Source organism: Amycolatopsis sp. NPDC114503 (genome assembly GCF_055633655.1).
On sequence record NZ_JBVKDT010000005.1, the window covers coordinates 670431 to 684328 of the forward strand.

The 13898-nt window shown below is 70.1% G+C and carries 13 protein-coding genes; 4 read left to right on the plus strand and 9 right to left on the minus strand.

What is annotated here, in order from left to right; all coding sequences use genetic code 11:
* Positions 1-50 precede the first annotated feature (50 nt).
* Together ACZ7OI_RS24900 and ACZ7OI_RS24905 are read left to right on the plus strand one after the other, a co-directional pair.
* Positions 51-1115, plus strand: a complete 1065-nt coding sequence (locus ACZ7OI_RS24900) for an LLM class flavin-dependent oxidoreductase (protein WP_470266564.1) — start codon at positions 51-53, stop codon at positions 1113-1115.
* 4 nt (positions 1116-1119) lie between these two features.
* On the plus strand, positions 1120-1530 hold the full coding sequence (locus tag ACZ7OI_RS24905) for a PPOX class F420-dependent oxidoreductase (RefSeq protein WP_470266565.1): 411 nt from the start codon (positions 1120-1122) through the stop codon (positions 1528-1530).
* Positions 1531-1607: 77 nt separating this feature from the next.
* Here the strand turns inward: ACZ7OI_RS24905 and ACZ7OI_RS24910 are convergent, their stop codons facing one another.
* The 7 genes from ACZ7OI_RS24910 to ACZ7OI_RS24940 all read right to left on the minus strand — a co-directional run bounded on the left by ACZ7OI_RS24910 (position 1608) and on the right by ACZ7OI_RS24940 (position 8256).
* Positions 1608-2171: a hypothetical protein gene (locus tag ACZ7OI_RS24910; protein WP_470266566.1), complete on the minus strand. Its 564-nt coding sequence runs from the start codon at positions 2169-2171 to the stop codon at positions 1608-1610.
* Positions 2171-3517: a hypothetical protein gene (locus tag ACZ7OI_RS24915; RefSeq protein ID WP_470266567.1), complete on the minus strand. Its 1347-nt coding sequence runs from the start codon at positions 3515-3517 to the stop codon at positions 2171-2173. The genes ACZ7OI_RS24910 and ACZ7OI_RS24915 overlap by 1 nt, the downstream gene beginning before the upstream one ends.
* A complete protein-coding gene (locus ACZ7OI_RS24920) occupies positions 3517-4320 on the minus strand; it encodes an ABC transporter ATP-binding protein (RefSeq protein ID WP_470266568.1) in 804 nt (267 codons plus the stop codon). The genes ACZ7OI_RS24915 and ACZ7OI_RS24920 overlap by 1 nt, the downstream gene beginning before the upstream one ends.
* 21 nt (positions 4321-4341) lie before the next feature.
* Positions 4342-5130, minus strand: a complete 789-nt coding sequence (locus tag ACZ7OI_RS24925) for a zf-HC2 domain-containing protein (RefSeq protein WP_470266569.1) — start codon at positions 5128-5130, stop codon at positions 4342-4344.
* A gap of 29 nt (positions 5131-5159) precedes the next feature.
* Positions 5160-5714, minus strand: a complete 555-nt coding sequence (locus ACZ7OI_RS24930) for an RNA polymerase sigma factor (protein WP_470266570.1) — start codon at positions 5712-5714, stop codon at positions 5160-5162.
* 632 nt (positions 5715-6346) lie between these two features.
* Positions 6347-7261 (minus strand): nucleoside triphosphate pyrophosphohydrolase, encoded by a 915-nt coding sequence (locus tag ACZ7OI_RS24935; RefSeq protein WP_470266571.1) that lies wholly within the window; start codon positions 7259-7261, stop codon positions 6347-6349.
* A complete protein-coding gene (locus tag ACZ7OI_RS24940) occupies positions 7258-8256 on the minus strand; it encodes a hypothetical protein (protein WP_470266572.1) in 999 nt (332 codons plus the stop codon). The genes ACZ7OI_RS24935 and ACZ7OI_RS24940 overlap by 4 nt, the downstream gene beginning before the upstream one ends.
* 81 nt (positions 8257-8337) lie before the next feature.
* On the opposite strand from ACZ7OI_RS24940, the gene ACZ7OI_RS24945 reads away from it, so the two are divergent.
* Complete coding sequence (locus ACZ7OI_RS24945; RefSeq protein ID WP_470266573.1) at positions 8338-8751, plus strand: hypothetical protein; 414 nt, start codon at positions 8338-8340, stop codon at positions 8749-8751.
* A 6-nt stretch (positions 8752-8757) separates the two neighbouring features.
* On the opposite strand, the gene ACZ7OI_RS24950 is transcribed toward ACZ7OI_RS24945, so the two are convergent.
* A complete protein-coding gene (locus ACZ7OI_RS24950; RefSeq protein WP_470266574.1) occupies positions 8758-9333 on the minus strand; it encodes a Rossmann-fold NAD(P)-binding domain-containing protein in 576 nt (191 codons plus the stop codon).
* 110 nt (positions 9334-9443) lie between these two features.
* On the opposite strand from ACZ7OI_RS24950, the gene ACZ7OI_RS24955 reads away from it, so the two are divergent.
* Positions 9444-10316, plus strand: a complete 873-nt coding sequence (locus tag ACZ7OI_RS24955; RefSeq protein WP_470266575.1) for a LysR family transcriptional regulator — start codon at positions 9444-9446, stop codon at positions 10314-10316.
* 11 nt (positions 10317-10327) lie between these two features.
* Here ACZ7OI_RS24955 and mfd read toward each other — a convergent pair whose 3' ends face one another.
* Complete coding sequence (gene mfd, locus ACZ7OI_RS24960) at positions 10328-13888, minus strand: transcription-repair coupling factor (protein WP_470266681.1); 3561 nt, start codon at positions 13886-13888, stop codon at positions 10328-10330.
* Between the last annotated feature and the right edge of the window lie 10 nt (positions 13889-13898).

The following is a 13898-nucleotide window of genomic DNA, read 5'->3' on the forward strand; positions in this document are numbered from 1 at the left end:
GGGCAAGCGACGGTGACCGCGTTCATTCGCGCGAGGTGAGGAGTTCGGTCGTGGTCGCTGTGGCACAGCCGCGGTTCGGAGTGTGGGCGGTCGTCTACGGGTCGTGGGGCCCGTTCGATCATCCGGCCGATCCGGTGGACGCGAGCTGGGAACGCAACCGGCGGCTGATCGTCGAGGCCGACCGGCTCGGTTTCGATTCGACGCTCATCGCGCAGCACGTGGTGAACCCGTTCGGCGACGAACTGGACCAGCTGGAGACGTGGACGTCCGCGGCGGCGCTCGCCGCCCTCACCGAACGGATCGAGATCATCGCGGCGATCAAGCCGTATCTCGTGCATCCGGTGGTGCTGGCCAAGCAGGCGCTGCAGATCCAGGAGATCAGCGGCGGCCGGTTCGGGCTGAACCTGGTCAACGCCTGGTTCAAACCGGAGTTGGCGCGAGCCGGCATCCCGTTCGCCGAGCACGACGAACGGTACGAGTACGGCCGCGAATGGATCAGCGTCGTGCGCGGATTGCTGGCCGGTGAGCGGGTTTCGTTCGAGGGCAAGCATTTCCGAGTCGACGGGTACCAGCTTCGTCCCGCTGGTTCGTCGCCGACCGTGTACGTCGGCGGCGAGTCGGACCCGGCGCGAGCGCTGGTGGCGGACAAGGCCGACGTGTGGTTCATCAACGGACAGCCGCGGGAGAACGTCGCCCGGCTGATCGACGACGTCGCCGCCCGCCCGCGGGTCGGCCCGCCGGTCCGATTCGGACTGTCGGCGTTCGTGGTCGCTCGCGAAACCGACGCCGAAGCGGAAGCGGAACTGGCGGCGTTGTGGGAACTGGCCGAGGCGGGCAAGGCGCGCTGGGAGGCGCTGGTCGCGGACGCCGATCCGAAAGCGGTGATGTTTCAGACGTTCGCGAAGTACCCGCACATAGGCACGAACGGCGGCACCGCGGCCGGGCTGGTGGGCAGTTACGACACCGTCGCGCAGCGCATCCGCGAGTGGGCTGACCTGGGAATCGAGACGTTTATGCTGCAATTTCAGCCCTTCGAAGCGGAGATGCGGCGGTTTGCCGAGCAGGTGATCCCCCGCGTGCGCTTGACTTCAAGCAAACTTGAACTTGCACGGTAGGTGCATGTTCACCGACGCAGAACTCAGCTACCTGGCCGACCAGCCCCTCGCGCGGGTCGCCACCCAGCAGCCGAACGGAACCCTGCAGGTCAGCCCGGTCGCGTTCTCCTGGAATCCGGAGACGCAGACCATCGACGTGTCCGGGTACCACCTGACGAACAGCCGGAAGTACCGCAACGTCGAGGCCAACGGCCAGGTCGCCATCGTGATCGACGACCAGCCCTCGACGAAGCCGATGCGCATCCGCTGCTTGGAGATCCGGGGCCGCGCGGAAGCGGTGCCGAACGCCTTCGCGCCGGACGGCCACCTCGACGGCGCGGTCATCCGCATCTACCCGCAACGCATCATCAGCATGGGCATCGACGACCCCGACCGCGAACCGCTCGAGGTGAAGCCGAACAACCGGAACGTCTGAAGTCGCGCCGGTCCGCAGTTCCGCCCCTGCCCGGGGGAGGGACGGGGCTGCGCCGGGCTTCACCGGTCCCTTGACTCTCACCGGCGAGCACCCGCCACCGCGTACGCCGCCGTTCCCGCCACGAACAGCAACCCGGCCGTCCACCACGCCGCGACGGAGCCCGCGGTCGCCATCGGCCAGGCCACGACGTCGTAGGCCGGGCCAACGGCTTCCGGGACGAAGACCGACGTCATCGCCCAGACCATCGGCAGTGTCCAGCCGAACTGGCCGCCGAACAGCGTGGCTGCCAGACCGGTCAGGCCGAGGAGCCCGGCCGTGGTGCGGAGGATCCAGCTCGCGTCCGTCGGGAGGTCGGCAAAGCCTTGTGCCGCAAGCATCACTCCACCGGCCACCACGCCGATCAGCAAGAGGTGCGTCAGTCGCCGTGGCGGCCAGCGGAAGGCGGCCGTGCGGTCCAGATCGAGGTCTTGTCCGCTGAGCCCGACGCCCGCCACCGCGACCGCCGCACCGAGGGTGACTGTCGCGAAGACCGTCGACCAGTTGCCTCCCAGCAGCAGGAGGAGAACGACGGCACAGAGCAACACCGCGGCCAACGACACTGAGAGGTGGCGCGAACGCGCGTACAGCGCGATCCACTGCATCAGCGCGCACCCTCCATGAGGACCTTCAGCGGATCGCCAGTGCAGGTCAGTTCCAGTTGCCGCACCGCGGCGACCCGAGCGGTCTGCTCCGCCTCTGGCACGGCCTTGAGTGCGGCCCACGCCGGGTCCGTTCGAGTCCGCAGCGGAGGCTGTGCATACGAAGTCGGCGGCGTGTACGAGCCCGCCAGCCACTGCGCCATGACCCAGCGCGCGGCGTCCTCCCGGTCGTTCTGCTCGCCGCCGTAGGACGGGGCGTGGCACGGCAGCGTCCCGGCCCCATTCAGCAGCGTCAGGGTGAGACTGTGGCCGCTTTTGCCATACAGTGCATAGGAGTCCTGCTGCATCAGCAGCCGGGAGGGATCTCGCGGACCCACTTTGGTGTTGCGGAACGACACCGTCGATTCCTCGACCCGGCTCGGGCGTTGCGGAAGTTTCTCCAGCAGTCGCAAGGATTCCTTGCCTGGACCGGCCACAGTGGACAGCCAATCCTCGTGCAGCCTCGTGACGCACACGGGGCCGTCGCATACTAGGGCGGCAGCCGCCTTGTCGACGGTGTAGTTGTTTTCCGAGGCAGCGGGGAACAGCGGCACGGCCACCGCCAGCCCGGCCGCCACCGGGAGCAACGCGAGCGCCTTGATCCGCGCCGACGTGGCGAGCAGCATCAGGAATCCGGCAGCGGAGAGCCCGAGCAACCAGGCCAGCTGCCCGATCTGCACCGCTGGCCCTGGCACGTCAAATGGACCGCGCGGCTGCAACTGCCCGATCCCGAGCAGCGCGGCCGGATTCGGAACCCGTTCGGTCTCGCCCGATACCTGCAGCACCAGCCCGCCGACCAGGGCGAGCACTGCGAGCGCCGGAGCGGTGATCGGATACGGCAGCAGCCGTCCGAGGCCAAGCCCCAGCGCCACCCCGGCGACCACGGACAGCACTCCGAGGAGCAACTGCATCATCCACGCCGCGGTGAACATCCCGCCATCGACCACGACCTGCCCGACCCCGGCGGCGACCAGCACCAGGTACCCGGCCACCGCGGCGAGCCCGACGGCCGAGGCGAGCGTCCTGCCCCGCTGTCCGGCGGGCCTTGGCGTGGAACGGAACAGTTCGCCGACGCCGGCACGGGCGTCCCGCATCCCCTGGATCGCCGCGGCTCCGACGATGATCGGCCACAACAGCACCAGCAGATAGCGGGACCATCGAACCGCGGTCAGCCACGTGGCGTCCCAGGCCGCGGAACCGTGGCTCCACGGTCCTCGCGATAACAACAGAAACCCCAGCCCCACCACCAGGACCGCGACAGGCACCCACGGGGCCACGGTGCGCCGGAGTTCGGTCCGGAACGCGCTCATCACCAGGCTCCCTTCCCCTGGGCGTGGCCGAGCAGCGCCGAATAGCCGCGCTCGATCGCGCTGTCGCCGACGTCCGCCTCGCTGCCCGCGCTGGCCAGATCGGCTGGCGTGCCTTGGAAAACCAGCTTCCCGTCGGCGAACAGGACGACGTCCGAGCACGCCGCGGCGACGTCTTCGACCAGATGGGTGGACACGACGACGCACGCGTCCCGGCCGATTTCCTGCAGCAGTTCCCGGAAGCGCAGCCGTTGCGCCGGATCGAGCCCGGCAGTGGGTTCGTCGAGCAGCAGGAGCACCGGGTCGTTCACGATCGCCTGCGCGATGCCGACGCGGCGGACCATGCCGCCGGACAGCGCCTTCATCTTGTCTTCGGCTCGCTCGGCGAGACCGACCCGCTCGATCGCGCGCTGTACCGCGCCCGGCACCTCCCGTTTCGGCATTTCCTTGAGCCACGCCATGTATTCGACGAACTCGCGGACGGTGAACCGCTTGTAGTACCCGAAGGTCTGCGGCAGATACCCGATCCGGCGGCGCAGGCCGCGCTGGTCGAGGCGCGCCCCGATCGGCGCCCCGAGCAGCGTCAGCTTGCCCTCCGTCGGCCGCAGCACCGTGGCCAGCGTGCGGATCAGCGTGGTCTTGCCCGCGCCGTTCGGCCCGAGCAGCCCGTGCACCCCCGTGCCGAGCGCGAGGTCGAGGCCGTCGACCGCCATGCGTTTGCGGCCGACCCGCACTTTCAATCCCTGTGCCTGGATTTCCCAGGCGTAGGTCGCCGGAGCGACCTCGGCGGCTTCCACAGCCCGCATCGGTGTCCCCTCTCGTTTCCGTCAGTGATGCGCAGCAAGCTGCGTGAAGGTGTTCCGGCGAAGCACGACGAACACGGCCGCGACGACGGCGGCCGCGAGCCAGCCCGGCCAGGTGGCGGCCTCCAGCAGGACCGAGCCCCCGAACGCGATGCTCGGCACCACCAGCGCGCCGAGCCACAGGCCGATCAGGATCGACGCCGCCCAGGCGACGCCGATGAACGTGCCGAGCGCGAGGGTCCCCGTGGTGAACGCGAGACTCGGCAGCAGCCCGAACCCCAGCCGTGCGCCGACCAGCCAGCCCGCGAGCAGCAGCACCGCGAGCACCGGCACCACGACCGCGGTGGTCCGCCGCAGGATCAGCTCCAGCCCGGCGCGCGGGGTGGCCGCGGTGAGCTCGTACGACGGATCCAGCCCGCGTGACCACGCCGCCGCCACCCCGAAGACGGGCAGCACGGGGGAAAGGAGCTGCACGAACGACAGCCCCTCGCGGAGCGACCGGTCGAGGTAGACCGACAGCGCGCCGACCACGAGGACCATCAGCAGCCACGGCACCATCACCGGGGTCGCCCAGCAGTGCAGCCACCGCGCGACCCGGCGCGGCATCGGCTGCGGCACGCGGACGAGGTCCGGCTCCAGCCCGGCCCAGACGGAGTCGAGGAGACCGGCTACCTCCGCGGTGGACGCGCCGGCGAGCCGCGCCCGGCATTGCGCGCACTTCTCCAGGTGCCCTTCGATCGCCCATGCCTCGTCCCCCGGCAGTTCGCGACCGGCGACGTAACCGGCGAGCATCCGGTCGGATACGTGGTTCACGGCTTGACCTCCTTCGGCCAGTCCTGGTTTCACGACAACGCCTCCCGCATCGCGATCCGGGCGCGGCGAGCCCGGGTTTTGACCGTGCCCTCCGGCAGGCCCAGCAGGATCGCGGTCTCCCGGACCGACAATCCGTCGAGCACCATGGCTTGCAGAACCTCGCGCAGCTCCGGCGCGAGACTGCGCAAGGCGTCGCCCACCGGCTCGCCGACCGCGCCGGCCAGCGCCTCCTCCTCGGCAGCCGGCACGGACAACGCCTCCTGTGCCGCGGGAGGCGGATGCGCGTCGTGCGCACGCCGCCGGAAGGCGTCGATGAGCCGTCGCACCGCGATCGTCCACACCCAGCCCACGGCGGAGCCGCCGGCGACGACGCCCGCGAACGAGCCCGCGGCGCGCCACACGGCGAGGTAGGTCTCCTGCATCACCTCCAAGACGATCTGGTCGTCGGAACAGCGGTGCCGCAGGCGAATCGCGAGCCACGGCGACGTGCGGCGATAGAGCTCTTCGAACGCCGCACGGTCACCGCGGGCGGTGCGCCGGAGGAGCTGCTCCTCGTCCGGCTCCCTGGGTGGCTTGTGTCTCACACCCGGCAAGACGCTGCCTCCGCGCTTTCGGTTCTCAGAAATGAGTGATGTGGGTCACATTTATGAAGGCGGGGTGATTCGGGCATTGAGGCAAGCGTGCCCGGGGGACGCGGCGGGTGTGGGTGGATGGGAAGGGAGCTCCGTCGATTGGGTGACGGCGGTGGGTGTGCGGGGCGGGTCAGGCGAAGCCGCGTGGTTAAGGCACGGGACGGAGAAACGGGCGGCGGGCAGCGGGAATCGACGGACGAGGGTGCAGCTGGGGCGGCCAGTGGCGAGGACGGAGGTCGAGCAGGGGCACGGGCAACGAGCGGAGGGCGAGAGCCGTGCCTCGGTTCGGTGCGAACGCACGAGTGCCGACCGCCAGGCGCGATTGCGTCCGGGCGACGGCTGGGTGCGGGCAAATGGGGTAGGCCCGTCAATCGGGTGAGGGTGGCTGGCACGCGGGGCACGCCGTGCAAGACGGCGCGGCTGAGACGCGGGACGGAGAGCGGCCAACGTCCGGCGGGCAGCGAGAGTCGGCGGACGAAAGTGCGACCGTAAGCGGGTCGCGAGAGCGCGAAGCTAAGGCCCCGGCGCGGACGACGAGGACAGAGCACTAATTCAGCGCGAATGCCAGGCGATGCGAAACCGCCTCAAGCCGAAGGCCAGAACTTCCGCCAGCCTTCAGCCTCCAACGTCGCCGGTTCCACCCCGGCCTTCCGCGCCGCCGTCTCCGCCGCCCGGATGTCGCGGGCGAACTGCTTCGCCACCGCTCGCAGTTCGCCCTCCGGATCCAATCCGCCTCGACGCGCGGTCGCCGCGGTTCGGAACAGCTGGGCGGGAACCGAGGAGTCCTGCGGGAACAGGTCCAGCGGGATCCCGGCCCGGCCGCTGCGCTGGCCCAATTTCCCGGCCAGGGCGACGGCGGGCTGGCCGAGAGCAACACCGTCCACAATGGACTTACGCTGCTTCTCGGCCTGTTTCAGCTCTTCCCACTTCAGCTCTTGGTGCTCGGCCGTAGCAATGCGGGCCGCGTCGGCGAAGACGTTGGGGTGGCGGCCTACCAGTTTGTCCACCAGGTCGCCCGCGACGTCGTCGATGGTGAAAGGGGCTCGGCCGTGTTCGGCGGCGACGCGGGCGTGGAACAGGACCTGCAGCAGGACATCGCCCAGCTCCTCGCGCAAGGCCGCGCGGTCGTTGTCCTCGATGGCTTCCAGCAGTTCGTACGTTTCCTCGACCAGGTACTGCCGCAGGGATTCGTGCGTCTGGCGGGCGTCCCATGGACAACCGCCCGGGGAGCGCAGGCGGTCCATGACCTCGACCGCTTCCACGAGCGGCGGCACGGGCGTTTCGATCACCTGCGCGCCGGCGGCGAGCATCGCGGCGGCCGTCGGTTCCGTGCGGGAAGCGGCGAGCAGCACGATGCCCGCGAAGGACTGGCCCACCGGTGGGACGCCAAGCTGCACAGCATCGACGTCTGTCGCGGCGTACACCGCACTGGTGCGAAGCAGGGGCAACGCGGCTGCGGGCAGGCTCGCGCCGTGGACCAGGACTACAGTGCCGGTCACCGCTGCGCCGGAGCACCGCCGTGCAGCGGCACGGCCACGCCCGTGACCTCGGCCGCGCTCGGGGCGAGGTTCATGCCGACCGGGTCCCACACGCCGTAGCGCGGGTTGATTTTGAAGTCCACGCTGCCAACATACGGCTGAAGCATCCGCACGCCGATCGCGCCCAGCTGGGCCGCGGTCGGCTGCTGGACCTGGTCGGTGGCGACCTTCGAATCGGTCGTCCGCTTCCGCACCACGGCGGTGACCCACCAGGTCGGCGCGCTCGCCGGGTTCGGCTGGAACGCGATCGCGGTGTTCGCGGGGACGCCGAACAGCACGGTCGCGGCGTCCTGCGGCGACGCCAGCGCGGGTGCCTGCTGGCCGACGTTGCCCTGCGCGCCGCCGCGGATGTCGGACTGGATCGCGCCCGGATTGGCCGCGTACTCCTCGGCCTTGGCGATGGCCTGGCTGCGCGCGGTCTTCGGATCGATCGACGGGGCCTGGCTCTCCGAGGTCGGCGCGCCGATGCTGGTGAAGTCGAAGTTCACCGACAGCGTCGGCAGGTACTTCAGCGCGATCCGCTGCTGCAAGTACTGATCAGTGACGGCCTCGCGGTGATCGCGCAGCCGCCAGACGAGCTGAGTGACGGCCGCGGACTGGTCCTGCGTGACCGCCTCGGGCACCGGCGACGCGAGCGGATCTTGTTGCATGGCTTCGGTGACGGTGGCCTCGTCGACCGAAATGCCTTCCTTCTGCGCGGCCTTCGCGACGACCTCGTGCAGCAGCGTCTGCCGGACGATCTCGCGCCCGACCAGGTCGAGCTGGTGTCGCGTGGCGAGCTGCCGGGCGTACGGCTGCTCCTGCACGGCGCGGTCGAGCAGCGCCTGAACCTGGTCGATGGTGGTGACCTGACCGTCGACGACCGCGGCGGCGCCCACCTGACTGGGGCCGGTACCGCATCCGGCGAGGAGGAAAGCTCCGGCGAGAACGGCGCCCAGCGCACGGCGGCACCCCATGATCCGCATCACAGGCCATACCCTCTCACATGCCCTCGAAACGCAACACCATCGAGGCATTCAGCGGGCTATTGTCGACATATGGACTCTTGGTTGTCGATCGAAGTCCTCGACGGGGCCTTCGCGGCGAGCGCGTGGCAACGCGCTCACGGCGACCGTCTGACCGAGGCCGCGCTGACCAACGGCGTCGAACAGTGGACGTGGCACGTCCACCACTGGGGCGTGACGCTGGAGATCGAGTTTTCCTCCGAAGAGAAACGAGATCGCTTCCGGAGCCTGCCCGCGGTGACCGCCGCCCTCGACGCGGTGCCGGATCCGGAACGCGGCCTGCTCGTGTATCCGGGTCGCGGCGGCGGTTCGGGAGCCCGGGTGCCGCGGCGTCCCCGGCCGTTGCCGATGACCGGCTGCGGTGCGCTGCCGACGCCGCAGGAGGAAGTGTCGTTGCGGCTCGCCACCGCGCAACCGCCGGGGTTCGAGGTCTGCCCGGCGAACTGAAGCAGGTCATCGGAACGCGGCGAGGTTCTCCGTTGCCCACTGGCGGAAAGTGCGGCCGGGACGTCCGGTGATCCGTTCGACGCTTCGAGCGGACTCGCCGGGCAGTTGCGCCCAATAGTCCAAGATCGCCTCGGCCAACGGCGCGGGCAACTGCTGGACCGCCTCGTGCCGGGTCGGTTCGCGCAGCTCGATCTCCTGGCCGAGCACTTCCGCCAAGATCTTTGCCTGGTCCCGGAAACTGAGCACGTCCGGGCCGCCCAAGCTGATTGTCTCGCCGGCTGATTCGTCGGTGGACAGCGCTAGTTCGGCGACGTCGGCGATGTCCTCGGGGTGGATGACGTCCAGCCGGGCGTCCGGATACGCCTGCTCGACCGGCCTGCTGGCGCGGCCGAAATCGGCCCACCGCAAGGTCATCGTGGCGAACCCGCCGGGGCGCAGAACGGTCGAGGTCAGCGGTGCGGACCGGAGCGCCCGTTCCACCAGCAAGTGGTGGCGCGCCAAGGCGTTGTGCTCGGCGTCGGGCAAGCGACGCAGCAGGCTCGCGCCGATGCCGCCACGAGCGCCGGTGATCAGGATCGTCAAGGGATGCCTCCGCGGGGAATTCGGCTCTGAGAAGCACTTTTCCCGCACCCGCTGATCGAGTCCAACAAAGATTAGTAGTCACATTGATCGAGCAGTGCTACGAATCGGCCATGGAGTTGCGGCAGCTGGAGTGCTTCGTCGCAGTCGCCGAGAAAGCCGGCTTCACCCGTGCCGCGACCCGGCTGCACCTCGTGCAGGCCACGGTGTCGGCGACCATCGCTTCGCTGGAACGAGAGCTGGACGCGCAGTTGTTGCTGCGCACGACCAGGCGCGTCAGCCTCACCGACGCCGGCCTCGCGCTTCTGCCGAAAGCACGCGCCGCGCTCGATGCCGCCCGCGATGCTCGCGACACCGTGCACGCGGTCCGGGGCGGGCTGCGCGGCACGCTGCGCATCGGGACCATGAGTTCCCTCGGGCTGATCGACTTGCCCGCGTTGCTGGGCGGCTTCCACCGCGAGCACCCTCGCGTGTCGATTCAGCTGGCCACCGCGTCGTCCGAAGGCGGGTCTCCCGGCCTGGTCGCGGCGGTCGCCGACGGACGGCTCGACCTCGCCTTCGTCTCGATCCCCAGGCACCCGCCGGCGACTGTGCGGCTGCGGACACTGACGTCCACGCCGCTGGATCTCGTGGTTCCCCGCGACCATCCGCTCGGCCGCCGAAACGACGTGGCGCTAGCGGAACTGGCCGACGAAGCGTTCGTCGATTTCCCGCTCGGCTACGGAAATCGCGCCGTGACCGATCGCGCGTTCGCCGCCGCCGGGGTACGACGGCACCTCGCCATCGAGATCAACAACCTCACGCGGGCACCGATTTCGTCCGGCAGGGGCTCGGCGTGGCACTGCTGCCCCGCGCGATCCTCCCGGCCGACGACTACCTCGTCGCACTGCCGATCGCCGACGCCGACCTGGACTGGCCCATCGCCCTGGCCACCCCGGCGGGACGCACCCCCGGGGCTGCCGCCAAGGCGTTCACCAAACTGGTGACGGAAGAGCGCTCACACCGCCGCCGGGGTCTTCGTCAGATGGGCCAGCAACTTCGTGCACCAGTCGAGCAGCTCCTGGTCCCGCAGCACCGGCGCGCCCATCCGGCCGCCCGCCGGGCCTTCGGTCGGTTTCGGCACCGACACCGTGTTGGTGATCGCCTTGTACATCGCCTTGGGATACAAGCGTTTCAGCCGCACCAGCTGCGAGTCCATCAACGGCAGCGGCGCGAACCGGATCGTGTTGCCCTGCACCGCGACCTCGGTGACGCCGGCAGCCCGGCAGGTGTGCCGGAACGCCGCGACCGCGAGCAGCCGCGTGACCGGGGCGGGCGGCTGGCCGTAGCGGTCGACCAGTTCCTCGCGCACCGCGTCGAGCGCCGCGGTGTCCGGGGCCGACGCGATCTTGCGGTACGCCTCCAGCCGCAGCCGTTCGCCGGGGACGTAGTCGTGCGGGATGTGCGCGTCCACCGGCAGGTCGACGCGGACTTCGGCCAATTCCTCGTCCTCCGCCGGCTCCGCGCCCGCGTGCCGCCGGAACGCCTCGACCGCTTCGCCGACGAGCCGGACGTACAGGTCGAACCCGACGCCCGCGATGTGCCCGGACTGTTCCGCGCCGAGGATGTTGCCCGCGCCGCGGATCTCCAGGTCCTTCATCGCGACCGCCATGCCCGCGCCGAGTTCGGTGTTCTGCGCGATGGTGGCGAGCCGGTCGTGCGCGGTTTCGGTGAGCGGCGCTTCCGGCGGATACAGGAAGTACGCGTACCCGCGCTCGCGGCCACGCCCGACCCGGCCGCGCAACTGGTGCAGCTGAGCGAGGCCCAGCATGTCGCCGCGCTCGACGATCAGCGTGTTGGCGTTGGAGATGTCCAGACCGGTCTCGACGATCGTGGTGCAGACGAGGACGTCGTACTCGTTCTCCCAGAAACCCTGGATGATCTTTTCGAGCTTGTCCTCGTTCATCTGCCCGTGCGCGGTGACGACGCGCGCCTCCGGCACCATCTCGCGGATCCGCTTCGCGGCCTTCTCGATCGACGACACCCGGTTGTGCACGTAGAACACCTGGCCGTCGCGCAGCAGCTCGCGCCGGACCGCGGCGCCGACCTGCTTGTCGTCGTACGCGCCGACATAAGTCAGGATCGGGTGCCGGTCTTCCGGCGGGGTGAGGATGGTCGACATCTCGCGGATGCCCGCCAGCGACATCTCCAGCGTGCGCGGAATCGGCGTCGCCGACATGGTGAGCACGTCGACGTGCGTGCGCAGCGCCTTGATGTGTTCCTTGTGCTCCACGCCGAAGCGCTGTTCCTCGTCGACGATCACGAGGCCGAGGTCTTTGTAGCGGATGCCGGTCTGCAGCAGCCGGTGCGTGCCGATGACGATGTCGACCTCGCCGTCGGCGAGCTGTTCGAGGATCCGGTCCGATTCGGCCTTGTGCGTGAACCGCGAAAGGCCCTTGATGGTGACCGGGAACGACCGCATGCGCTCGGTGAACGTGTTCAGGTGCTGCTGCGCGAGCAGCGTGGTGGGCACGAGCACGGCCACCTGTTTGCCGTCCTGCACCGCCTTGAACGCCGCGCGCACCGCGATCTCGGTCTTGCCGTAGCCGACGTCGCCGCAGATCACGCGGTCCATCGGGACCCCGCGCTCCATGTCCGACTTGACCTCGTCGATGGCCGCGAGCTGGTCGTTGGTCTCGGTGAACGGGAAGGCGTCCTCCAGCTCGGACTGCCACGGCGTGTCCTGGCCGAACGCGTGGCCGGGCGCGGCCTGGCGGGCGGCGTAGAGCTGCACCAGTTCGGCGGCGATCTCCTTGACCGCTTTTTTGGCGCGCGCCTTGGTGTTCTTCCAGTCCGAGCCGCCGAGCTTGTTGAGCGTGGGCAGTTCGCCGCCGACGTAGCGGGACACCTCGTCGAGCTGGTCGGTGGGCACGAACAGCCGGTCGCCGGGCTGGCCGCGCTTGGACGACGCGTACTCCAGCAGCAGGTACTCGCGGGTCGCTCCGGCGACCGTGCGCTGCACCATTTCCACGAACCGGCCGATGCCGTGCTGGTCGTGCACCACGTAGTCGCCCGCCTTGAGCGCGAGCGGGTCGACCGCGCCGCGGCGGCGCGACGGCATCTTCGCGTTCAAGTCCTTTGTGGACGATCCAGCGGTGGCGCCTCGGCCGGTCAGATCCGCCTCGGACAGCACCACGAGCGCGCGCTCCGGCGAGACGAAGCCCTCCGCGAGCCCGCCGCAGGTGACCGTGACGACCCCGGCGGGCGGTACGTCGGCAAGCACTTCGGCGTGCTTCGCCGGGACCTCGGCCGCGATCAACTGCTCGACCGCGCGGCTGGCGGTGCCCTGCCCGGCGACGACGAGCACGCCGGTTCCGCCGGACGCGAGGTGCGCGCGCAAGTCGGTCATCGCGCGTTCCAGCTCGCCCCGGTAGGCGGGCGCCGGCTCGATGCCGACGCGGTAGACGTCCGGGTCTTCGCTGGTCAGCTGGGTGAGCGTCCACCACGGGCGCTTGGTCTCCTGCGCGTGCGCGGCGATCTCGGACAGCTCGCGATACGCCGACGCACCGAGGTCGATCGGGGCCTGTCCGCCCGCCGCGGCGGTGGTCCAGGAGGCTTCGAGGAACTCCTGCCCGGTGCGGACGAGGTCGGCCGCGCGGGCGCGGATCTTCTCCGGATCGGCCAGCAGCACGTGACTGCCCTGGGGCATCGCATCGGTGAGCAGAGCCAGCTCGCCCTCGCAGAGCACCGGGATGAGCGCCTCCATGCCCTCGACCGGGATCCCGCCGGACAGCTTGGTCAGCATTTCGGCCAGGTGCGCGTCGGCCTCGTACGTGGTGGCCAGCTCGGCCGCGCGCGCCTTGACGTCCTGCGTGAGCAGCAGCTCACGGCACGGCGGCGCGGTGACCCGCTGGATCTCGCCGGGCAGCGACCGCTGGTCGGCCACCGCGAACGCGCGGATCTCGCTGACCTCGTCGCCCCAGAACTCGACGCGGACCGGATGCTGCGCGGTGGGCCCGAACAGGTCGAGGATGCCGCCGCGGACCGCGAACTCGCCGCGTTTCTCGACCATGTCCACGCGCGTGTAAGCCAGCTCGACAAGCCGTTCGAGCAGGTCCTCGAAGCTCTGCTCCTCGCCGACGACCAGGTCGATCGGCGCGAGCGAGCCGAGCCCGGGAGCCATCGGCTGGATGAGGCTGCGCACGGTCGAGACCACGACCCGCAGTTCGTCGTCGCCGGTGTGCAGGCGGTGCAGCACTTCCAGCCGCCGCCCGACCGTGTCCGCTCGCGGCGAAAGGCGCTCGTGCGGCAGCGTCTCCCAGGACGGGAAGTCGGCCACTCGATCGGGGCCGAGCAGCGCGCTGAGCGAAGCGGTCAGCTCGTCGGCTTCGCGCCCGGTGGCGGTGACGGCCAGCACCGGACGGCCCGCGCCGCCGCGCTCGGGGTCTTCGGCCAGCGCGGCGGCCACGAGCTGCCGTACGGCGACAGCGCCTTGCAGTTCGAGCAGCGGGGCGCCGGCGCGCTCGACAACGCCGCGCAGCGCCGGGTCGGGAAGGATGGCTTGGAGGAGTCCGGACAGTACAGCGTCG